We start from the raw sequence: 20,754 nt of genomic DNA, 5'->3' as shown, positions 1-20,754 counted from the left end.
CCTTAGAGGCCGCGGACCATCAGGACGTCCAGCGTACGCGGGCCGTGTACGCCTTCGACGCGTTCCAGCTCGATATCACTGGTGGCCGACGGACCGGAGATCCAGGTCTGCGGACGGGTGATCGTCAGCCGAGGCATGGCTTCCGGAAGCAGGCGCACGATCGAGGAAACCGGCACGATGCACACATGGTGATCTGGCACCAGCGAGATCGCGCGGCGTCCCTGGTTCGGCTCGCCATCAAGGATGATGGTGCCCGATTCGGCAACCGACACTGCCGAGGAAGTGACCACGGCGCTGGTTTCATCCAGCTCGGCGATGCCCAGGCGTGCGCCCGGGGCATCCACGCGCTGCTCAACGCTCTCGCCCAGCGCGGAGAGCCAACTGGTGTCCAGTCCGTGCGGGTAGACGACGCTGGAGGCGCCGGCCAGCTTGGCGGCCACGAATTCCGGGATCTGCGCGGCGTCGATGACGTCCACTCCGGCCTTGTAATCCACCAGGCGGTCGACCAGCAGCTCGATGAGCTCGGCTTCGCCCATGTCCGAGGTCTTGCGGTATTCGCGTGGAACTTCGGGCGCGACGGGCGCATCGGCTAGCGCCGAGCGGATCCGCCCGAGGATTTCGTCTTTTGCGCTCACTTGGACTCCTTTTCGTCGCTCCACCAGTCGCGGAAGGACTTGCTTGGCGGGGCTGGAATGTCGCGGCTGGCGGTCCAGCCTGCGGCGATGCCCGGAAGCTTCTTGATCTTCTTGTCCTTGCCGGACACCAGCCGGCCCAGCGGCAGGGCTTTCTCGAGCAGGCCAATGTTCTTGCCCTTGCCCAGTGCCCAGGAGCCGCCCTTCATCAGCAGATCCATTTGGGTAGGGATCTTGTGCTTGTCGCGGTTGGCATCCACATCGTCGCCGCGCAGGTGCACGAGGATTTCAGGGATGTTGATCTTCACCGGGCAGGCGTCGTAGCAGGCGCCGCACAGCGAGGACGCGTACGGCAGGGAGCCGTTCTCCTCGACCTCGATGCCGGTCAGCAGCGGGGAGAGGATCGCGCCGATCGGGCCCGGGTAGGTGGAGCCGTAGGCGTGGCCGCCGGTGCGCTCGTAGACCGGGCACACGTTCATGCAGGCCGAGCAGCGGATGCAGTTCAGTGCGGTGCGGCCGAAACGGTCGGCCAGGGCCCGGGTGCGGCCGTTGTCCAGCAGCACGATGTGCACGTTCTGCGGGCCGTCGTCTTCGCTGACCCCGGTCCACAGCGAGGTGTAGGGGTTCATGCGCTCGCCGGTGGAGGAGCGCGGCAGCAGCTGCATGAAGACCTCGATGTCTTCCCAGTGGGGGAGGACTTTCTCGATGCCCATGACGGTGATCAGGGTTTCCGGCAGGGTCAAGCACATTCGGCCGTTGCCCTCGGATTCCACGACGCCCAGGGTTCCGGTGTCGGCCAGCGCGACGTTCGCGCCGGATATGGCGACCTTGGCGGCGAGGAACTTCTTGCGCAGGTGCTTGCGCGCGGCCTCGGCCAGCTTGGCCGGCTCATCGGTCAGGTTCGGATCCACCACCGGCATTTGGCTCAGGAAGATGTCGCGCACCTCGGTGCGGTTCTTGTGGATGGCCGGAACCAGGATGTGGCTTGGCTTGTCGTTGCCCAGCTGGACGATCAGCTCGGCGAGGTCGGTTTCGTACGCGTCGATGCCCTCGGTTTCCAGGTGCTCGTTCAGGCCGATTTCCTGGGTGGCCATGGACTTGACCTTGACTACCTCATTCGAGCCGGTGGCCTTGACCAGCTCGGTGACGATCTTGTTGGCTTCGGCCGCGTCACGGGCCCAGTGGACGACGCCGCCGCGGGCGGTGAAGTTCTTCTCGAACTCCTCCAGCCGCTCTTCGAGGTTGGCCATCGTCAGGTTCTTGATGGCGCTGCCGGCGTCGCGCAGCTCTTCCCAATCAGGGAGCTCGCCGACGACGTTCAGCCGCTTGTCGCGAATGGTGTGGGTGGCGTGGCGCAGGTTCTTGCGCATCTGGGTGTTGCCCAGTTCGCGGTGCGCCGCCTTGGGGAATGGCTCGGTCTCGAACAGGTTGCCCTGTCCGCCGGCAGGCATGCCGAGGAATACCTGGGTCACAGTGACACCGTCTCTTCCATGGTGCTGGCCAGGATATCGGCCAGGTGCAGGGTCTTTGGCTTGGCTCCGGTGCGCGAAAGGCCGCCGCCGATGTGCATCAGGCAGGAGGCGTCGCCGCCTGCGCAGGCCGAAGCGCCGGTGGAACAGATGTTCTTCATCTTGTCTTCGAGCATCGCCGAGGAAACATCGGAGTTCTTGATCGCGAAGGTGCCGCCGAAGCCGCAGCACTGGTCGGCTTCCGGAAGCTCGTTGACGGTGATGCCGCCAACGGTCTTGAGCAGATCCAGCTGGCGGTCGCCGAGCTTCAGCGAACGCATGCCGTGGCAGGAAGGGTGGTAGGTGATGGTCTGCGGGAAGTAGCTGCCCAGCTGCTCTGCCGCGTTGGTGATGCCCAGGACATCCACCAGCAACTGGCTCAGCTCATAGGTGCGCTTGCCGACGGCAACTGCGCGGTCCTTCAGCTCGGGCTTGCCCAAGCGCTCGGCCAGATAGGGGTGCTGGTGCTTGACCGAAGCGACGCAGGAACCCGAGGGGGCGACCGCGACGTCATAGTCTTCGGTGTCGAAGGCGTTGATGTGGTTTTCGACAACGGGCAGCGCTTCAGGCATATAGCCGGAATTCATATGCATTTGCCCACAGCAGGCTTGCGCCTTCGGGAAAATGACTTCATGGCCCAAGCGTTCCAGGATTTTCACGGTCGACTTGGCGGTTTCCGGATACATAGCATCCACAATGCACGTGGCAAAGAGAGCAATTCGCATAATAAATGACTCTTTCAAAGTGTGGTCAGACCATACTATTCCACACACTTCTTGATAGTCAAGACTTGTTGTGATGGCTCTCACCTTGTACTCTTGGTGGTCGGACCACATATGGTCAGACCATCTAGAGTAAGGACGCCCACACCGTGTTTACACCCACCACGGATCCAATTGCGGGGAGCATTGCTGTCTCAGCGCTCGTCGCGCTGATACCGCTTCTAGCCTTCTTCGTGCTCCTCGCGGTGATCAAGGTCAAGGCCCACTGGGCCGGCCTCGGCTCGCTCGCCGTTGCCATCATCGTTGCGATCTTCGGCTGGAACATGCCGGTTGGATTGGCACTGAACTCCGGACTGATGGGCATAGTCTTCGGCGCCTTCCCGATCGTCTGGATCGTTGTCATGGCGATCTTCCTCTACCAGGTCACCGTCAAGTCCGGCCGCTTCGAAGATCTCCGTCGTGTATTCGACGTCATCGGCGGCGGCGACGTGCGCATCCAGGCCGTGCTGATCGCCTTCTGCTTCGGCGGCCTGCTTGAAGCGCTGGCCGGATTCGGCGCACCGGTGGCGATTACCGCCACCATGCTGCTGGCACTGGGTCTGTCCCCGCTGCGCGCTGCCTGCGCCGTGCTGATCGCCAACACCGCCCCGGTAGCCTTCGGCGCCGTGGCCATTCCGATTACCACCGCCGGCGCGCTGACCGGCATCCCGGCTGCCGACATCGGCGCCATCGTTGGCCACCAGTCCCCGCTGCTGGCACTGTTTGTCCCATCGATCCTGGTGCTGATCCTCGATGGCTGGCGCGGCATGCGCCAGACCCTGCCGGCAACGCTGACCATCGGCATTTCCTTCGGTGTCGCGCAGTGGCTGTGCTCCACCTACTTCTCTTACGAGCTGACCGATATCGTCGCTTCGCTGATCGGCCTGGCCGCTGCAGTAATCCTGCTTCGCTTCTGGACTCCAAAGGGCGCCGACGAAGCACGCCAGCGCGTACTGACCGCTGAAGCCGCTGCGCTTCCGCACGAAGGCAACACCAAGCTGCACGCAGGCAACACCTGGATGGCTCTGTTCCCATACCTGCTGGTCATCGTCATCTTCGGCGTGGCCAAGCTGTGGAAGCTGGGCGTCGACATTCCTGCATGGCTGGCAAGCACCGACATCAAGTTCGGCTGGCCAGGCCTGGACGGCAAGATCCTGAACGCCGAAGGCGAAGCGGTCACCTCCACCATCTACAACTTCCAGTGGCTGTCCTCCCCGGGCACCCTGCTGCTGATCACCGGCCTGATCGTGGCCCTGGTCTACTCGAAGAACGACGGCAATGGCGTCTACAAGATGACCTTCGCCGAAGGCGCTGCCGAAATCGGCAAGACCATCTACAACATGCGCTTCGCGGCACTGACCATCCTGTCGGTCCTCGGCCTGGCCTACGTGATGAACCTGTCCGGCCAGACCATCACCATCGGCACCTGGCTGGCGGGAACCGGCGCGTTCTTCGCCTTCCTCTCGCCAATCCTGGGCTGGATCGGCACCGCAGTGACCGGCTCGGACACCTCGGCCAACGCGCTGTTCGCTAAGCTGCAGCAGACCGCTGGCGTCAATGCCGGCATCGATCCGAGCCTGCTGGTTGCCGCCAACACCTCCGGCGGCGTGGTCGGCAAGCTGATCTCCCCGCAGAACCTGGCCATCGCCGCCACCTCGGTGAAGATGGAAGGCCAGGAATCGGTGATCCTGAAGAAGGTCGCCGGTTGGTCCGTAGGCATGCTGCTGGTGCTGTGCTGCTTGGTTTACCTGCAGTCCACCCCGGTGCTGTCCTGGATGCTGCCATAGTCTTGACCGGCTAAAATAGATCCGATGTCAATGAACCCAGCTCCGCGTGCGTACCAGATCGTTCTCCAGGCAATTGAAGAAGATCTGCGCACAGAGAAGCTATCCGTAGGCGACCAGCTTCCCGGCGAGCGTGCGCTCGCGGAGCGGCATGGGATTTCGCGGGCTTCGGTCCGCGATGCCATCCGCATCCTTGATGTGATGGGCATTATCAAGACGTCTACCGGCTCCGGGCCCAACTCCGGAGCGGTGATCATCTCCAACCCTTCGGCCGGCATTTCGCAGGCCTTGCGGCTGCACTTGGCGGCCAAGGGCATCAACGTCCGCGAGATCGTCGAGTCGCGCATTCTGCTGGAAACCTGGGCCGCGCAAATGAATCCCCGCGACCCGGTCTACGCCCAGCAGGTGATCGACCGCACCGCGGTGCTGATCATGCGCATGGACGACCCGCAGCTTTCGCGCGAAGCTTTCCACCGCATTGACGCCGAGTTTCATGTGCTCCTTGCTTCCATGGCCGGCAATTCGGTGGTTGAATCCATGATGGAATCGCTGCGCAATTCGATCAGCGACTATGTCTCGGACTCGGTGCCCAGCGACGAGGCCTGGCAACCGGTGGTGCGCATGCTGCGCCGCCAGCACAAGGCCATCCACCACGCCTTTGCGACGAATCAGCGCGAACGGGCAGCCCAGCTGCTCGAAGAGCACATCAACTGGTTCTACTCGCAGACGCGGTAGGGATAAGCAAGATTTCAGCATGCGCATGGCGCCCCGGATAACGGTTCGGAAATTTTCCGATCCGGCCCCGGGGCGCCATTGCCGCATCTGCTAGCTGGCGATGCTCACCGCAGTGGTCACCGGTACCGGGTTGGCGAACAGATCCAGTACCGGGCAGTGGGCATCCACTGCCTGGCGCAGTTCTTCATAGCGTTCGGCCGATTCGGGGCCGGTGATCTGGATGTCCAGTTCCACCGACGAGAAGCCCGGGCGGATGGACTTGTCAATGCCAAAGAGGCCACGAACATCGAGGTGGCCGTTGGCCTGGATCTTCACCTCGTCCACCTGGATGCCGAGGTTTTGCGCGTACAAGCGGTAGACCACAACCTGGCAGGAGATCAGCGCGCCGAGCGCATATTCCACCGGGCTTGCCGCGGCATCATTGCCGCCCAGGGCAGCTGGTTCGTCGACCTGGAAAGTGTGCTTCCCGGAGACAATGTTGCTGGCTACCGAATCGAACCCCTCGCCCTCGACGGTAAAGGTCAATTTGGCGCTTTGCGGGGCCGCCGAGATGCGTTCGCCCCAGCCCTTGCCTGCTTCCTGCAGGCGCTGTGCGCGGTCTTCGGATACGGTCAGGGTAGATGCTGCATTAGACATGAGGAATTAATCCCCTTTCTGGCGCAAGGGGCGCCATCGCTTACGCACCTTGGCGTTCAAGATGCGTCGAATCTTCACCTGGGGCACCCCGCACAATGACGCAGGAGGGTTGCCGTCCACTCAGCCAGGGCTCAAAGAGCGGAACTCGTGATTCTGTGGTTCTTTTCTATCGGCTGACGTGCCAGCGCGTAAAGGGCAGGGGTAACTTTTCGTCATCGGGCAACTTGTCTGGCTGCTCGCTAAGATGGAATCGAGCTCTCGGGCACCCACTGCACGAACAATGAACGGCGAGTATGGAATTCCAGCTGACACTTTCTGCGGCCCAGACCTTGGTGACCGAATCCGAATACAACCTAGGCCAGTTCCTCTGCGATTCCGGAAAAGTGGAGATCGTCCACCGGGACATGAAGCCGGGATTTTCCCGCATTTCCGCAATGGTGCTGCGCGAATCGGTGATGGCCGAGCTGCAAATCAACCGCGGCAATATCAGCTTCACCAGCTTCTGCAGCAAGCATCCGGGCGTTCAATCCTGCGAGGATGTCGCCGCCTTGCTCATTGAAGTCACCACCGAAGAAGACCAGGGCTTCTTCGTCTCCGACTCCGGGGTGGACCCTTTCGCATGGAAACGCAACAGCAAGCCGCAGTGGGAACGAACCCTGGACCGTCTGCTTCCAGCAATTCCAGATGAGCAACTGGTTGACGAGGAACCGCTGGGATTGATCCTGAAAGTGGTCAGCGAACCCCGTTACGGAGGCGCGGACGCGCTGACCTTGCAGGCGCGGCCGGCCCGCCGGGGCACCAAGAGCCCTTGGGTCCAGACTGGAGTCAGCTGGCGCAACGTCGCCTTCGATGAGCGCTTCTCCAAGAAGCAGCGCCGAGCGGTCGTTGAACTGGACCGGCTGCGTGAACACGTAGAACAGAGCACCTACCGGCATTCGTGGGATCCCAAGGACTGGATCTCGCTGATGGATCTGCCTGGCCAGGACCTGCTGGATGCCTTCGAGGCTCTGCGCGACGCCGGAGTGCAGATCGTCAACGGCGGTTCCGCTGCCAAGCTCCCGGTGGAATTCAGCGAGATACCAGCCATGGCGCACGTGGATGTGCGCCGCACTGAACAGGGCCTGCGCATGGAAGGCAAGCTGCGCGGGCCGCGCGAAGAGCACCACCACCTCTTGCCGATCGGTACGCCACCGAGCCTGCTGGCCTACGCCTCCAGCCCCTTGCCGAAGGCCAAGGAACTCGGATTGGCGCAGTTCGCTGAACCTGTCACGAAGGAACTGGCGGCGTTCATCGAATCCGGTGCGCACATCATTCCGGATGGAGCCATCGAGCTTTTCGAGACCCAGCATCTGGACCGATTGCGCGTGATGGCGCCGCTGAAGAGCGAAGATGGCAGCTACCGCATCCCGGTTCCCGCGCGCCCCAGCCTCAAGCTGTCCTTGGAAAGCATCCAAGCCCCGCTGACCGTGCGCTATTCCTGGGAGTACTCATCTAAGGGGCCTCGCCAGCATGCCGTGGAAAAGGAAATTGCCGCTTCGGTGCAGGACAAGCTCGGCGAGCTGGGTTCGCTGGGGCAACTGACCTCATCAGGAATCTTCCCTCCGAAGAAATTCAGCACCTCTGAGTCCATCGACTTCCTGGTCCACGCACTTCCGCTGCTGGAAGAGCATCCCGATGTCATCATCGAGGAGCAGAACCGGCTGCCGAAGTACCGGATCAGCGATGCCCCGGCGACGGTCAGCGTCGAAGCGGGTGAAAGCACGGGGGACTGGTTCGACCTGTCCGTGGAAGTGCTCCTCGGCGAGATCAAAGTGCCGTTCGCGCTGCTGCTCGAAGCCCTGACCAAGCAAGATGAATACCTCATCCTCGATGACCTGACGGTGATCCCGATTGATGGTGCGGATTTTGCCCAGCTGCGCCAGCTGATCTCCGAAGCCGAGGAGCTGGGCACGGTGCAGGGCGATACGATTCGCATCCACAAGTTGAGCATCGACTGGTGGCAGGAACTGGTGGATCTGGGAATTATCGAAGCCCAGCACAACCAGTGGCTGCAGACCATGAAGGCATTGCAAAGCGGCGAAGAGATGAAGCCTGTTGAGCTCTCGGATACCTTCAATGCGCAGTTGCGCCCCTACCAGAGCCACGGCCTGTCCTGGCTGGACTTCTTGCGCACCCACGGCCTGGGCGGAGTCCTCGCCGACGACATGGGTCTGGGCAAAACCGTCCAGCTGCTGGCCTGCCTGGAACAGGCGCGCATTGAAGATCCCAGCCAGAAATTCCTGGTGCTTGCCCCTACCTCGGTGGTGGGCAACTGGATCAATGAGGCGCAGCGTTTCGCCCCGCAGATGAGCGTCACCGGCATCACCTCAACCGCAAAGAAAAGCGGCCAGGATATGGCTGCGCAGATCGGTGATGCGCAGCTGGTGGTGACCAGCTATACGATCTTCCGCTTGGCCTATGAGGATTTCGAGGCCGCTGGATTCAACGTGATGATCATGGACGAGGCCCAGCAGCTGAAGAACCACGCGTCCAAGGGCTACAAGCAGGCCCGGCAGCTGCCGGTGCCGTGCAAATTCGTGGTCACGGGCACGCCCATGGAGAACAACCTCATGGAACTGTGGGCGTTGGTCTCGCTGGCCGCACCTGGCCTGCTGGGTGGTGCGAAGTCCTTCAAGGACAACTACCAGAAGCCAATCGCCGACGGGGACCAAGAGCGGATGGAACGCTTGAAGAACCGTCTGCGACCATTCGTGCTGCGCCGCACCAAGGAACAGGTCGTTCCCGAGCTGCCGGCAAAGACTGAACAGGTCCTGGAAGTCGAGCTGGAGCCAGGGCACCGGAAAGCCTATGACCGACGCTTCCAGCGCGTGCGGCAAGAAGTGCTGGGCCTGGTTGGCGATATCGATTCGAATCGCTTCCAGATTCTCCAGTCGCTCACCTTGCTGCGCCAGCTGGCTTTGGATCCCTCGCTGGTGGGCGAAGGCAATGCGCCCAGCGCGAAGCTGGAAATGCTGCGCGAGCTCATGGGGGATGCGGTTTCCGAGGGACACAAGATCCTGGTCTTCAGCCAATTCACCAGCTTCCTGTCCAGGGCACGCGACGTCGCCGAGGAATTGGGCATTGAGCACGGTTACCTTGACGGCTCCACCAGTGGACCGCGGCGCAAGGAACTGATTGACGGTTTCAGCGAGGGGGATTTCCCGGTCTTCTTCATCTCGCTGAAGTCCGGAGGATTCGGCATCAACCTCACCTCAGCGGACTATTGCATCCTGCTTGACCCGTGGTGGAACCCCCAGGCCGAAGCACAGGCGATTGACCGTGCCCATCGCATCGGGCAGACCCGGCCCGTCTATGTGTATCGTTTGGTAGCCAAGGACACCATCGAATCCAAGGTGCTCGCGCTGCAGGCCAAGAAGACGCAGCTGTTCAACGATGTCTTGGGCGACACTGCCGAGGGGGCTCAGAGCGCCGCGCTTTCTGCCGATGATTTCTTGGCACTGATGGATTGATGCTTAAAAAGCTGAAGCCTTGGAAACTGTAGGGTTTCCAAAGGCTTCGGCTCCTCTAGCGGTTTAGAGAATTTCGTCAAAGCTGTGGTTGAGGCGGTGCAGGAGATCTCCGAAGTTCTTCAGTTCGGATGCTTCCCATTCCTTGAGCTGGCGGCGCAGTTCCTGACGCAGCGTGTTGCCGCTCGAACGCCATTTTTCCTTGGCTATATCTGTTGCCGAAACCAGCTGGGCCCGGCCATCGGAAGGATCCTGGGTACGGGTGACAAGGTCCAAGGATTCAAGGTGCTGCACGAGGCGCGATATGGTTGCCTTGTCCAAGCGCAGCTTCTCTGCGAGCGATCCCTGCTGCTGGGCCTCGTCACGGATGACCACTGCAAGCAAGCGGTACCCTGGGTCCTGCAGATCCGGGTGGATGATCTTGGCACGGCGGATCAGCATCTGGCGGGCACGCAATAAGATGGCGGTGAATTCTTCTTCGACCGTCTGCATCAATTCTTCTTCTTGCATATCTCCTATTCTAATCAGCGTTTCGCACGGGCAGGCAGTTCGCGTAGCCATCGATATTCGCACAGATCTCCTGCACCCGGCGTGTGAAGGTGTCGTTCGAATGGCCTGAATAATGCGGGGTAGCGATGACTCGGGGATGGTTGGCAAGGCGCCGGGTGTCCTCCGGTGCCTGCATACCCTCCGGAGCCTGCCACCATACATCCAGCGCCGCGGCACCCAAGCGGCCCGAATCCAGCGCCTCGTGCAACGCAGCCAGGTCCAGCACCGGGCCACGGGCGACGTTGACCAGCACTGCCCCGGGGCGCAGTGCGGCTAGTTGCTCGCTGCCGATCAGCCCGGTGGTCTCATCGGTCAGCGGCACGCACAGCACCAGCACGTCTGCCTCGGACAGCAGGCGTGGCAATGCATCCATGGTGCCCACCCAGGCCGCACGGGGCGGGAGCTCCTCCGGGACGGTGCGTCGCACGGCGACGCAGCGGGCACCCAGGCTGCCGCAGAGTTCAAGAGCCTGCGTGCCGATGGCACCGAGCCCCACGAAGCCGATGGTCAGCTCGGCGAGCGTACGGTGCAGCGGCGTTTGCGGATCGGTGGCCAGGGTCTGCCAGCTGCCAGCGCGCAACTGCGCGGTGACCTCAAGCAGGCGGCGCTGCGCGGCCAGGATGACCATCAGGATGTGCTCGGCGATGGCCCGTTCGTGATGCGCGGTGCGCGCCACCGTGGTGCCGGAGGAGAGCCGGTCGAGTGCCAGCCGGTCGGTGCCGGAACCGGTGACATGAACCAGCCCGGCGCGGGTAGCCGCGGCCTGCTCGGCACTCAGCCGGGCGCAGACCAGCACGTCGGCCTCGGCTATCAGTTCCAGTTGCGGTGCCGGCGCCATCGAGGCGGCAAAGTGCCAGTCGTGGTGCGGGGACAGGCTGCGGAACAGCGGCTCGAAGCGGGCGACGATGGGGTCGGTGACGACCACCCGCAACGGCGCTACCATCGGGGGCTCGCCAGCTCGAAGGTCGGGTCGATGCGGCGCATGTAGCCGGTGTCGTCGCGTTCGCGCAGCCCGCAGTCCAGGTATTGCTGGTGCAGCCGTGCCAACCCCTCCGGGTCAAGCTCGATCCCCAGGCCCGGTGCCTCGGGCACCGCGACGGCGCCGTCCGCCAGTTCCAGCGCCCCGGGGTGGATGACATCCTCGTCCGGGCGCTTCCACGGCCAGTGGGTGTCGCAGGCGTAGTCGATGTTCTCGGTCGCCGCAGCCAGCTGCACCATCGCCGCAAAGCTGATGCCCAGATGCGAATTCGAATGCATGGACAGCTTCAGGCCGAAGGTGCGCGCGATGCCGGCGAGCAGCGCGGAACGGCTGAGTCCGCCCCAGAAGTGGTGGTCTGACAGGACGATGTCTATGGCTTTGCGTTCGATCGCTCCGGGCAGGTCATTGAAGGAAACCACGCACATGTTCGTCGCCAACGGCATCGGGATGGCCCGGCGCACCGCGGCGTTGTCTTCCGCGCTCAGGCACGGATCCTCCAGGTATTCCAGCACTCCGTCCAGCCGCCGGCCCACCTCGATCCCGGTAGCCACATTCCACACCCCGTTGGGGTCCAGACGCAGCGGCGTTCCGGGGAAGGCCTGGTGCAAGGCTTCGATTGCGGCGGCCTCCTGCTCGGGCGGGAAGACCCCGCCCTTGAGCTTCAGCGCCTTGAATCCGTAGCGTTCGACCATGGTGCGTGCCTGGCGCACGATGCCCTCGGGGTCCAGCGCCTCGCCCCAGGCATCCGGCTCATGCCCCGGGTGGCGGTCCCACTTGTAGAACAGGTAGCCGCTGAAGTCCACGCGCTCGCGCACCGCCCCGCCCAGCAGCGTGCTCACCGGCAGTCCCAGGATCTTGCCCTGCGCATCCAGTGCGGCGACATTGAAGGCGGAAAGCACCCGGTCGGCCAGCGAGGTGGTGGTGACCATGCCGCCGGTGCCGTGCCCGCCCTGGCCCTGGTCCCCGCGCAGCGAGTCCTCCACGAGCTCGGCGATCTGGTTGAGCTTGAACACGTCGGTGCCGCGCAGGAACCCGGCGGCGCGTTCCAGCCGGGCCAGGTGCGCGCTGTCTCCATAGGTCTCGCCCAGCCCGTAGTGGCCGGATTCGGTGTGCAGCACCACGATGGCGCGCAATGCATACGGTTCGTGCACTCCCACGGAATTGAGCAGCGGTGGATCGGCGAAGGCGACAGGAGTGATCTGGATATCGGCGATTCGGTGGGATTGGGATTGCGTCATGGGGGTAGCTCCAGTCGGTAAGGGACGTTTAGAATCACCCTAGAAAGTGAATCGATACCTGTCCAAGCTAAAATTGGCAACCAACAATTCAAGGAGTGAATTGATGTTCTCGCTGATCCAGCTGGAATCTTTTGTGGCCGTGGCCGAGGAGCTGCACTTCGGCGCCGCGGCGGAGCGGCTGAATATGACCCAGCCCCCGCTCAGCCGGCAAATCCAGCTGCTGGAACGCGAATTGGATGCCAAGCTGTTCACCCGCACCTCGCGGCAGGTGGCGCTGACCGCGGCAGGACAGGTGCTGCTCCCCAACGCGCGGCGCATCCTGGATCTGTGCCAGAAAACCAGTTTGGAAGTCTCCAAGGTCGCCACCGGGGAATCGGGCACCGTGATCCTCGGCTACACCTCGGTAGCCGGCCAGTCGGTGCTGCCGCAGCTGCTCGCGCTGGCGGCCCGCGAACTGCCGGAGATCACGCTGGTGCTGCGCGAGGGTGTATCCATCGACCAGCTCGATGCGCTGAGCAAGGGACAGATCGACCTGGGGCTGCTGCGCCCGGCGGTGCACCGGCCGGGCGTGCAAACCCACCTGGTCAAGAAGGACCGGCTGGTCGTCGCGCTGCCGGCCGGGCACCACCTGGAAACCGGCAAGGGGGTGCTGATCAAGGAACTGGTCGGCCTGCCGCTGATGATGTACTCCACCCACGAGGCGCGCTACTTCTACGATCTGGTGCTGCGGCTGTTTGATTCGGTGGGTGTCAGCCCCACGGTCACCCAGGTGGCCAGCCAGATCCCAGCGCTGATGGCGCTGGTCTCGGTGGGCTTGGGCGTCTCCCTGGTGCCAGCCAGTGCCCGCGACTTCGCCCCGCCGGGGGTGGTCTTCGAGGAGCTGGTGGGTCCGGGAGGGATGGAGGAGCTGAACCACTCGGACATCTTCCTGGCGTGGGAGTCCGAGGCCGGGAATCCCGCGGCGCAGCGATTGCGCGAACTCTACCTGGCCGAATTGCAGGGGAATGATGCGACCCCCTCGGAAAGCGGGTGACGGCAGCAGCGCAGGGAAATAGGCAACGGGTTTCGCCAGTTGCCAGCCGGGGCGGCGAACGAAGGCGGCCCGCCCGGCAACAGCCGGCAGCAGTGCCAGCGCACTGCTTTTGAGAGCTGTGCCGGGTTCAGCAATATCTGCTCTGGATGCCAATGGAAGTTCGCTGCGCTGGGAGCTTGTTGATTCTCCTACCGAAATCCGCGGCGAGCGGCCGGCCTTGCATGGCAAAATCGGCCGCTCGCCGCGGCTTCGGCAGAAGTGGTGATGCCGGTGAGCCGGCATCGAGCTGGGGAACCGATCAGGAGATCGGAGTGAGCAGCGTGCGATCCTCCAGATAGGAGCGCAAATTGCCCAGGGTCAAGGCTGCCATGTCGGCGCGGGTTTCGTAGGTTCCGCTGCCCACGTGGGGCAGCAGCACGACATTGTCCAGGTTCATCAGTTCGGCGGGGACGCTCGGTTCCTTGGCGAAAACATCCAGCCCTGCCCCTGCAATGTCCTTGTTGGCCAGGGCCTGGACCAGCGCTGGTTCGTCGATGACCGAACCGCGGGCAATGTTGATGATGAATCCGCGCGGACCGACGGCTTCGATGACCTCGCGGTCCACCAGTCCAGCGGACTGGGGTCCGCCGGCCGCGGCGATCATCAGCACATCGGTGGCCTCAGCCAAGGCGCGGGCCGAGGGATGGTAGGCATAACGGCTATCGGGCTTTTCCGAGCGGTTGTGATAGTGGATTTCACACCCAAAGGCTTCCAGGCGGTTTGCGATTGCTTGGCCGATGCGGCCCAGGCCAAGGATGCCTACCTTCGTGCCGCTGGCCCGGGTGGCCAGCGGGAAATTCTCTCCGGCAGCCCAGGCACCCGCACGCAGGAAGCGTTCGGCAGCGCCGAGCGAGCGCAGCGTCGACAGGTAGAGTCCCAGCGCAGTATCGGCCACGCACTCGGTCAGCACGTCCGGGGTATTGCTGACTACGATGCCGCGGGCCTGGGCCTGGGCAACATCGGTGGCGTCGTAGCCCACTCCGAAATTGATGATCGCCTCGAGATTTGGCAGGCGCTGCATCAGCTCCGAGTCCACCCCGATGCGTCCGGAACAGACGGCCACACGGATCTGCGTTCCGTGCTCCTCGAGCAGTGCTTCGCGTTCTGGGCCTGGCTCGGGCAGCGCCTGCGCGCCGAGGTCGGCCTGCAGGGCCTGGGCCACCTCTGGATTCACCGGTCCCACGCGCAGAATGGCGTCGCCGGTGATGGGGGAGTTCTTTGAGTGCGTCATGGCGCTGGTATTTGTGGGCATACCAGCATCCTAGGAAGACCAATCAATTCACGTCCAACACGCAGATTGGATGGATCAATGCTGTTGAGGCATTGATCGTCAAATAACCCCGAAATGTCGCGCAAGTCACATTTGCCAAAGGCGCGGATCGCCACTGCGGCGCTCGCCGGGCGCCACCGAAGGGACCTGTTTTCCCTTGACCATGCGGGTTCATCGGTCAAAGCTTTTGAATCAACGCCGGCAGTCCTGCCACGCCGGATGCTCCACTCACTGAACCCATCACTCTTCGCGAAGGATCACAATGATGTTGACCAACCACCCCCGCACCCGCAGGCTCTCACTGGCCGTCGCCGCCTCCGCCCTGCTGGGCACCACCGCCCTGTCAGGCTGCTCGGTAGCCAACTCGGAACAGGCTGCCGGCGCACCTGCCTCCGGCACCGCCAGCGACACCCTGCGCGTGGTGTTGCAGCAGGAACCGCCCACGCTGGAAGCTTGCGAATCGAACCTGACCAGCACCGGCGTGGTGGTTCGCTCGACCATCACCGAGCCGCTGATCGAACGCAACCCTTCCAGCGGTGAGCTTGAGCCGAAACTGGCCACCGAGTGGTCCAGCGACGATGACCAGACCTGGACGCTGAAGCTGCGCGAGGGCGTGAAATTCCATGACGGCTCCGACTTCACCGCCGCCGATGCCGCCGCCACCATTGACCGTGCGGTCAACTCCAAGCTGGGCTGCAACGTTGAAGGCTATGTCTTCGGAGACGATGACCTGAAGCTGAAGGTCGTGGACGACTACACCCTGGAAGTCACCGCGGTGAAGAAGGACCCGATCCTGCCATTGCGCCTGTCCTTCCTGGAAGTCGTCCCGGAGGAAACCTCCGCCACCGAGAAGGTGCGCGAACCAATTGGCACCGGCCCCTATCAGATTGATGACTGGAAAGCCGGGCAGTCCATCGATGTCTCCGCCTATGCCGACTACTGGGGCGAAGCCCCGTCCTTCGCCAAGGCCAACTACCAGTGGCGCTCCGAAGGCAGCGTCCGCGCGGCCATGATCACCTCCGGAGAGGCGGATATCGCCACCGGCCTGAGCCCGGAAGACAACATCGGCGAGCTGGGCGTCTCCTACCCGAACAACGAAACCGTGGCGCTGCGCATGCACAATGACAAGGCCCCGCTCAACGACGAGCGCGTGCGCCGGGCCATCAACTACGCCATCGACAAGGAATCCATTGTCGCCTCGCTGTACGGCGGACGCGACAAGGCCGCCGCCCAGCTGGTCCCCGCCGGCGTGGTGGGACACAGCGAAGACCTGCCAGTCTGGGAATACAACCCGGAGAAGGCCAAAGCGCTGGTCGAAGAAGCCAAGGCCGCCGGCGAGGACGTCTCAGCCCCGATCAACATGATCGTGCGCACCGCCCAGTTCCCCAAGATCCAGGAGCTGGCCCAGGTGATCCAGGAACAGCTCTCCCAGGTCGGGCTGACCGTGAACCTGAAGATGCTGGAGACCAGCCAGCACCTGACCTACCAGGTCCGCCCGTTCCCCACCGATGAGGACGGGGCGATCATGCTGATGACCCAGCACGGCAACCAGGCCGGCGACGCCGCCTTCACCGTGGACCAGTACATGACCACCAAGGGCGCCCAGTCGGCCTTTGGCACCAAGGAGCTCGACGAGCTGATTGCCACCGCTGATGCCGCCACCGGCGAAGACCGCCAGGCGGCCTTCGAGAAGGTCTTCAAGTACCAGAATGACGAGGTGGTGCAGTTCGCGCACATCGCCCACCAGACCGGCATGCTCGGGGTCGCGGCGAATATCGACTACACCCCGAATTCCTCGACGGGCGACGAGCTGCGCCTGGCCGAAGTCTCCAGCAAGTAGGCACCGCCATGAGTGAAACGAGGATGTGAGATGCTGACCTATTTGCGAAAGAGGATTATCTCCTCCGCGCTGCCCCTGGTCGTCGTGGTCATCGGCGTCTTCGCGCTGGCCCGCATGACCGGCAACCCGGCTGCGCTGTACCTGCCGCTGAACGCGACCGAGGCGATGCGCGAGGACTTTGCTGCACGCAACGGCCTGGACCAGCCGATCTGGGCGCAGATGGCCCAATATTTCGGCGGACTGCTGCGCCTGGACTTCGGCGCATCGATGCGCACCGGGGAAGACGCCGCAGCCATGGCGTTGCGCGCCTTCCCGGCAACACTGCAGCTGGCGGCGATGACGATGCTGCTGGCCATCGTGCTGGCGGTGGTGGTCGGCTCGATTGCCGCGCTGAAGCCCAACGGGCTGCTGGACCGCTTTGCGAGCTTCACCTCGATGATCGCCGCATCCATCCCGGACTTCTGGCTGGCTATCGTGGGCATCTGGGTCTTTGCGATCAGCTTGGGCTGGGTGCCGACCTCCGGGGTGGTCGGGGCGGCCGCCTGGTTCCTGCCGGTGGCCACGCTGCTGATGCGGCCCTTCGGCACGCTGGTGCAGGTGATCCGCGGGGCCATGGTCTCGGCCCTGTCCGAACCGTATATCAAGCTGGCGCGTTCCAAGGGCGCGACCCAGCGCCGGGTGATCGCCGGCCATGCGCTGCGCAACGCCGCGGCACCTGCATTGACCGTGGCCGGGGACCTGACCGTGGGACTGGTCAATGGCGCGGTGGTGGTGGAAACCATCTTCGGCTGGCCTGGCATCGGCAAGCTGATGATCGATTCGATCCTGCAACGCGATTTCGCGGTGCTGCAGGCCTGCGTGCTGCTCACCGCGGTGGCGATCTTCGCATTGAACATCCTGATCGACCTCGGCTACGCGCTGCTCGACCCGAGGGTGCGGCCCAGCGCCGGCAAGCGGGCGCGGCGCAGCGCCCGGCGCGATGCGTCCCGGCATCGCCCGTCGCAGCCGGCACCGGCCGTTGCCGCTGAGCGCGCCGACGCCACGGAGCACGAGCTGACAAGGAGCCTGCCATGACGCAGACGATGAACCCCCAAGGCCCGCAAGCCGAGGAACCGCACGCCAAGCAACCGCGGACCAAGCTGGCGCGCGGCAGCAAGCCGAGCATGCTGAACCTGCTGCTGCGCGACAAGGTCGCCACCGTAGCGGCCGTAGTCCTGGCAGTGGTGGCGCTGACCGCGATCTTCGGTCCGCCGTTGATGGGCGAGCTGGCCACCAAGCAGGATTTGATGTTCATGAACAAGCCCCCCTTCGACCCGGCCAACGGGTGGGCCTACATCCTGGGCTCGGATTCGCTGGGCCGTTCGGTGCTCGCCCGCATTGTGGTGGCCACCCGCACCACGATGATGGTCGCGATCCCGGCGGTGGCCATTGCCTTGCTGATTGGCTCGCTGTGGGGTGTGTGGGCCGGTTATCACCGGGGCCGGCGCGAGTCCGTCTCGATGCGCATCGCCGATGTGATCATGTCCTTCCCCTCGCTGCTGCTCGCCGTGGTGGTGCTGTTCGTCTTCAGCCCTTCGGCAGCGAATATCGTGCTGATCCTGGCGATCACCCGCATCCCGATCTACCTGCGTACCGCCCGGGCCGAGGCCGCTGAGCTGCAGTCGCGGACTTTCGTGGATGCCGCCCGCACCTTCGGCACCAAGCCCAATGCGATCATTGCCCGGCATGTGATCCCGGTGGTCACCCCAACCCTGCTGACCTTGGCGACATTGGAATTCTGTTTCGTGATGCTGGCCGAATCCTCGCTGTCCTTCCTGGGCATCGGGATCCAGCCGCCGGAAGTTTCCTGGGGTCTGCTGGTGGCCCAGGGCCGCCAGTATCTGCAGACCGCGTGGTGGCTCTCGATCCTGCCGGGCCTGGCCATCGTGATCACCGCGGTGGCGGCCAACGCGCTGGCCGCGTGGCTGCGGATCGCCACCGACCCGGCCCAGCGGTGGCGTTTGACCTTGGATAAGCGTTCGGCCAAGGCGCTGAAGACCATAGTAAAGGATGCAAAATGAGCACCATCACCGATCAAGCCGTGCTGCAGGTCCAGAACCTGGATGTCGATATCCGTACCCCGCAGGGCACCTTGCGGGTGGTCAACAACGTGGGGTTCACCGCCCGCAGCGGCACCACGTTGGCCCTGCTGGGGGAGTCCGGGTGCGGCAAATCCATGACTGCCAAGGCGATCGCCGGGCTGCTGGACCCGGTCGCCCAGGTATCCGGCGGCAGCGCCGAGCTGCTGGGCGAGGACTTGAACCAGATGAGCAGTTCACGGCGCCGCCAGGTGGCAGGTCCCGGGCTGGGTATCGTCTTCCAGGATGCGCTGGCGGCGCTGAATCCGGTCTATACGGTGGGCACCCAACTGGGCGAAGCCTTCAGGATCCACCGCGGCATGGGCAAGAAGCAGGCCAAGGCCGAAGCCGTGGATTTGATGCGCCGGGTGGGAATCCCGGAGCCGGAAACCCGGGTTAACTCCTATCCGCACCAGTTCTCCGGCGGGATGCGACAGCGCATCTTGATTGCGATGGCGGTGGCGTTGAACCCGCGCCTGCTGATTGCAGATGAGCCGACCACGGCCCTGGATGTGACGGTGCAGGCGCAGATCATGGCGCTGCTCAAGCGCCTGCGTACCGAAACCGACATGGCGCTGGTACTGATCACCCACGACCTGGCGGTAGTAGCCGAAGAAGCCGATGACGTGTGCATCATGTATGCCGGCAACGTGGTGGAACAGGGCAGCGTGCGAACGGTTTTCGCCAATCCCACCCACCCCTACACCAAGGGCTTGCTGGAATCGGTGCCCGGCCAAGGGCAGCGCGGGCAGGCGCTGTCCTCGATCCCGGGCAGCCCTCCGGAGCTCAGCCGCATCCCCGCCGGGTGCGTCTACCAGGACCGCTGCCCGCTCGCGTCCCAGCTGTGCCGGGCAGAACGCCCGGCGTTGCGGGAAACCGGTCCGGGCCAACGGGCAGCCTGCCACTTCGCCGAGCAGGTGCCGCACGCCACCGTCAGCCAAACCGGCTCCACCGAGAAGGAGATTCCCGCATGAGCACCGCAACTATCCAGCGCTCGGATGCCGTGCTGCAGGTCAAGGATCTGAGCAAGGTCTTCCACGTTTCAGCCGGCGCGTCGGGCTCCCGCGAACTGCGCGCCCTGGACGGCATCAACCTGAGCATCAAGCGCGGCGAGACCCTGGGCCTGGTGGGCGAATCCGGGTGCGGCAAGTCCACGCTGGCGCGCACCTTGATGATGCTTGAAACCCCGGACGCGGGACAGGTGCTCTTTGACGACAAGGATCCTTTCGCCCTGCACGGCAAGGACTTGCTGACGTGGCGGCGCCGGGTGCAGATGGTCTTCCAGGACCCGTTCGCCTCGCTGAACCCGCGGATGAGCGCCGGGCAGATCATCACCGAGCCCTTTGCTACGCACCGCGATCTGTATCGCGGGGCTGCCAAGCAGCGGCGGCTACATGAGCTGCTCGATTTGGTGGGGTTGCGCCGAACCGATGCGGACAAGTCCCCGCAGGAGTTCTCCGGAGGGCAGCGCCAGCGATTGGGCATTGCACGGGCATTGGCATTGAACCCGGAGCTGATCATCCTGGACGAGCCGGTGTCCGCGCTGGACCTCTCGGTGCAGGCCCAGGTTCTGAACCTGCTCAACGAGTTGCAGCAAGAGCTGGGTGTCAGCTACCTGTTCATTTCGCATGATTTGTCGGTGGTGCGGCATGTGACTGACCGGGTGGCGGTGATGTATCTGGGCAGGATCATCGAGACCGGGACGACCGAGCAGGTGTTTGATTCGCCGTTGCATCCGTATACTGCTTCGTTGCTGTCCGCATCGCCGAAGCTGGATCCGGCGCAGCGGCCGGCCGAGCGGATTGTGCTTCGCGGTGAGCTGCCCTCGCCGTTGGATCCGCCTTCGGGGTGCCGTTTCCGTACCCGGTGCTGGAAGGCGCAGCCGGTGTGCAGTGCCGAACGGCCCCAAGTGCGGGTGCGTGAGCAGGGAGGAACTATTCGTTTGGGGATGCCTGGCGATGGTCCGGTGCAAGGATTGCACAGCACCGAATGCCACTTCCCGGTGGAAGTGGTTGAGTCCGGGCAGAGGGGCCGGGGAGCCTAGTGCCCCGGGTGCTGGGGCCTTCGCCCATGAGTTATGGACGATGGCCCCAGTGCGCAGTAGGTTGGAGGCAGGAACGGCAAACG

17 protein-coding genes and 1 riboswitch are annotated in these 20,754 nt (G+C 63.8%); of the genes, 9 read left to right on the top strand and 8 right to left on the bottom strand.

From position 1 onward, the window contains the following. Nucleotides 1-2 precede the first annotated feature (2 nt). From F0M17_RS13860 to F0M17_RS13850, 3 genes are read right to left on the bottom strand one after another with little or no spacing between them, the layout of a single operon-like run. Nucleotides 3-635 (bottom strand): LUD domain-containing protein, encoded by a 633-nt coding sequence (locus tag F0M17_RS13860; RefSeq protein ID WP_038993305.1) that lies wholly within the window; start codon nucleotides 633-635, stop codon nucleotides 3-5. Continuing rightward, nucleotides 632-2,083: a LutB/LldF family L-lactate oxidation iron-sulfur protein gene (locus F0M17_RS13855; protein WP_149597762.1), complete on the bottom strand. Its 1,452-nt coding sequence runs from the start codon at nucleotides 2,081-2,083 to the stop codon at nucleotides 632-634. The genes F0M17_RS13860 and F0M17_RS13855 overlap by 4 nt, the downstream gene beginning before the upstream one ends. 17 nt (nucleotides 2,084-2,100) lie before the next feature. Next, a complete protein-coding gene (locus F0M17_RS13850) occupies nucleotides 2,101-2,865 on the bottom strand; it encodes a (Fe-S)-binding protein (RefSeq protein WP_073707794.1) in 765 nt (254 codons plus the stop codon). 146 nt (nucleotides 2,866-3,011) lie between these two features. Here F0M17_RS13850 and F0M17_RS13845 point away from each other — a divergent pair, with 146 nt between their 5' ends. Continuing rightward, the gene (locus F0M17_RS13845; protein WP_149597339.1) at nucleotides 3,012-4,688 is read left to right on the top strand and encodes an L-lactate permease; all 1,677 of its coding nucleotides are present in this window, start codon (nucleotides 3,012-3,014) and stop codon (nucleotides 4,686-4,688) included. Nucleotides 4,689-4,712: 24 nt separating this feature from the next. Then, entirely contained in the window at nucleotides 4,713-5,420 is a 708-nt protein-coding gene (locus F0M17_RS13840) for a FadR/GntR family transcriptional regulator (RefSeq protein ID WP_149597338.1), read from the top strand. Between the two features lie 90 nt (nucleotides 5,421-5,510). Here F0M17_RS13840 and F0M17_RS13835 read toward each other — a convergent pair whose 3' ends face one another. Next, complete coding sequence (locus tag F0M17_RS13835) at nucleotides 5,511-6,056, bottom strand: OsmC family protein (protein WP_038993311.1); 546 nt, start codon at nucleotides 6,054-6,056, stop codon at nucleotides 5,511-5,513. A gap of 31 nt (nucleotides 6,057-6,087) precedes the next feature. Next, nucleotides 6,088-6,209, bottom strand: a riboswitch (SAM riboswitch). 140 nt (nucleotides 6,210-6,349) lie between these two features. On the opposite strand from F0M17_RS13835, the gene F0M17_RS13830 reads away from it, so the two are divergent. After that, the gene (locus F0M17_RS13830) at nucleotides 6,350-9,565 is read left to right on the top strand and encodes a DEAD/DEAH box helicase (RefSeq protein ID WP_149597337.1); all 3,216 of its coding nucleotides are present in this window, start codon (nucleotides 6,350-6,352) and stop codon (nucleotides 9,563-9,565) included. A 63-nt stretch (nucleotides 9,566-9,628) separates the two neighbouring features. Here F0M17_RS13830 and F0M17_RS13825 read toward each other — a convergent pair whose 3' ends face one another. The 3 genes from F0M17_RS13825 to F0M17_RS13815 are packed head-to-tail and all read right to left on the bottom strand — an operon-like array spanning nucleotide 9,629 to nucleotide 12,328. Next, the gene (locus F0M17_RS13825) at nucleotides 9,629-10,072 is read right to left on the bottom strand and encodes a MarR family winged helix-turn-helix transcriptional regulator (protein WP_073707797.1); all 444 of its coding nucleotides are present in this window, start codon (nucleotides 10,070-10,072) and stop codon (nucleotides 9,629-9,631) included. A gap of 10 nt (nucleotides 10,073-10,082) precedes the next feature. After that, entirely contained in the window at nucleotides 10,083-11,054 is a 972-nt protein-coding gene (locus tag F0M17_RS13820; protein WP_149597336.1) for a 2-hydroxyacid dehydrogenase, read from the bottom strand. Next, nucleotides 11,048-12,328 carry a glucarate dehydratase family protein gene (locus F0M17_RS13815; protein WP_149597335.1) on the bottom strand — a complete coding sequence of 427 codons (1,281 nt, stop codon included), beginning with the start codon at nucleotides 12,326-12,328 and terminating at the stop codon, nucleotides 11,048-11,050. Before F0M17_RS13815 ends, F0M17_RS13820 begins: the two co-directional genes overlap by 7 nt. A gap of 103 nt (nucleotides 12,329-12,431) precedes the next feature. Between F0M17_RS13815 and F0M17_RS13810 the strand changes: the two genes are divergently transcribed. Continuing rightward, nucleotides 12,432-13,361 (top strand): LysR family transcriptional regulator, encoded by a 930-nt coding sequence (locus F0M17_RS13810; protein ID WP_149597334.1) that lies wholly within the window; start codon nucleotides 12,432-12,434, stop codon nucleotides 13,359-13,361. A 298-nt stretch (nucleotides 13,362-13,659) separates the two neighbouring features. Here F0M17_RS13810 and F0M17_RS13805 read toward each other — a convergent pair whose 3' ends face one another. Then, nucleotides 13,660-14,652, bottom strand: coding sequence for a 2-hydroxyacid dehydrogenase (locus tag F0M17_RS13805; protein WP_246857066.1), 993 nt, complete (start codon nucleotides 14,650-14,652; stop codon nucleotides 13,660-13,662). Nucleotides 14,653-14,932: 280 nt separating this feature from the next. Between F0M17_RS13805 and F0M17_RS13800 the strand changes: the two genes are divergently transcribed. The 5 genes from F0M17_RS13800 to F0M17_RS13780 are packed head-to-tail and all read left to right on the top strand — an operon-like array spanning nucleotide 14,933 to nucleotide 20,671. Continuing rightward, entirely contained in the window at nucleotides 14,933-16,510 is a 1,578-nt protein-coding gene (locus F0M17_RS13800; RefSeq protein ID WP_208644105.1) for an ABC transporter substrate-binding protein, read from the top strand. A gap of 30 nt (nucleotides 16,511-16,540) precedes the next feature. Next, entirely contained in the window at nucleotides 16,541-17,584 is a 1,044-nt protein-coding gene (locus F0M17_RS13795; protein WP_149597332.1) for an ABC transporter permease, read from the top strand. Further along, entirely contained in the window at nucleotides 17,581-18,570 is a 990-nt protein-coding gene (locus F0M17_RS13790) for an ABC transporter permease (RefSeq protein WP_246857065.1), read from the top strand. The genes F0M17_RS13795 and F0M17_RS13790 overlap by 4 nt, the downstream gene beginning before the upstream one ends. After that, nucleotides 18,567-19,601 carry an ABC transporter ATP-binding protein gene (locus tag F0M17_RS13785; RefSeq protein WP_149597331.1) on the top strand — a complete coding sequence of 345 codons (1,035 nt, stop codon included), beginning with the start codon at nucleotides 18,567-18,569 and terminating at the stop codon, nucleotides 19,599-19,601. The genes F0M17_RS13790 and F0M17_RS13785 overlap by 4 nt, the downstream gene beginning before the upstream one ends. Next, a complete protein-coding gene (locus F0M17_RS13780) occupies nucleotides 19,598-20,671 on the top strand; it encodes an ABC transporter ATP-binding protein (protein ID WP_149597330.1) in 1,074 nt (357 codons plus the stop codon). The genes F0M17_RS13785 and F0M17_RS13780 overlap by 4 nt, the downstream gene beginning before the upstream one ends. The last annotated feature ends 83 nt before the right edge of the window (nucleotides 20,672-20,754 follow it).

This window comes from Glutamicibacter sp. ZJUTW (assembly GCF_008370855.1).
Classification (GTDB): Bacteria; Actinomycetota; Actinomycetes; order Actinomycetales; family Micrococcaceae; genus Glutamicibacter; species Glutamicibacter nicotianae.
Note: the sequence above shows the minus strand (reverse complement) of the source record. Positions and strands in the feature narration are given on the sequence as shown.

Bases quoted from the DNA above. Each gene is read 5' to 3' on its own strand.
- F0M17_RS13855 (WP_149597762.1), bottom strand. From the start codon at position 2,083: ATGCCTGCCGGCGGACAGGGCAACCTGTTCGAGACCGAGCCATTCCCC.
- F0M17_RS13790 (WP_246857065.1), top strand. From the start codon at position 17,581: ATGACGCAGACGATGAACCCCCAAGGCCCGCAAGCCGAGGAACCGCAC.
- F0M17_RS13830 (WP_149597337.1), top strand. From the start codon at position 6,350: ATGGAATTCCAGCTGACACTTTCTGCGGCCCAGACCTTGGTGACCGAA.
- F0M17_RS13825 (WP_073707797.1), bottom strand. From the start codon at position 10,072: ATGCAAGAAGAAGAATTGATGCAGACGGTCGAAGAAGAATTCACCGCC.
- F0M17_RS13780 (WP_149597330.1), top strand. From the start codon at position 19,598: ATGAGCACCGCAACTATCCAGCGCTCGGATGCCGTGCTGCAGGTCAAG.
- F0M17_RS13820 (WP_149597336.1), bottom strand. From the start codon at position 11,054: ATGGTAGCGCCGTTGCGGGTGGTCGTCACCGACCCCATCGTCGCCCGC.
- F0M17_RS13810 (WP_149597334.1), top strand. From the start codon at position 12,432: ATGTTCTCGCTGATCCAGCTGGAATCTTTTGTGGCCGTGGCCGAGGAG.
- F0M17_RS13795 (WP_149597332.1), top strand. From the start codon at position 16,541: ATGCTGACCTATTTGCGAAAGAGGATTATCTCCTCCGCGCTGCCCCTG.
- F0M17_RS13785 (WP_149597331.1), top strand. From the start codon at position 18,567: ATGAGCACCATCACCGATCAAGCCGTGCTGCAGGTCCAGAACCTGGAT.
- F0M17_RS13800 (WP_208644105.1), top strand. From the start codon at position 14,933: ATGATGTTGACCAACCACCCCCGCACCCGCAGGCTCTCACTGGCCGTC.
- F0M17_RS13805 (WP_246857066.1), bottom strand. From the start codon at position 14,652: ATGCCCACAAATACCAGCGCCATGACGCACTCAAAGAACTCCCCCATC.
- F0M17_RS13835 (WP_038993311.1), bottom strand. From the start codon at position 6,056: ATGTCTAATGCAGCATCTACCCTGACCGTATCCGAAGACCGCGCACAG.
- F0M17_RS13815 (WP_149597335.1), bottom strand. From the start codon at position 12,328: ATGACGCAATCCCAATCCCACCGAATCGCCGATATCCAGATCACTCCT.
- F0M17_RS13840 (WP_149597338.1), top strand. From the start codon at position 4,713: ATGTCAATGAACCCAGCTCCGCGTGCGTACCAGATCGTTCTCCAGGCA.
- F0M17_RS13850 (WP_073707794.1), bottom strand. From the start codon at position 2,865: ATGCGAATTGCTCTCTTTGCCACGTGCATTGTGGATGCTATGTATCCG.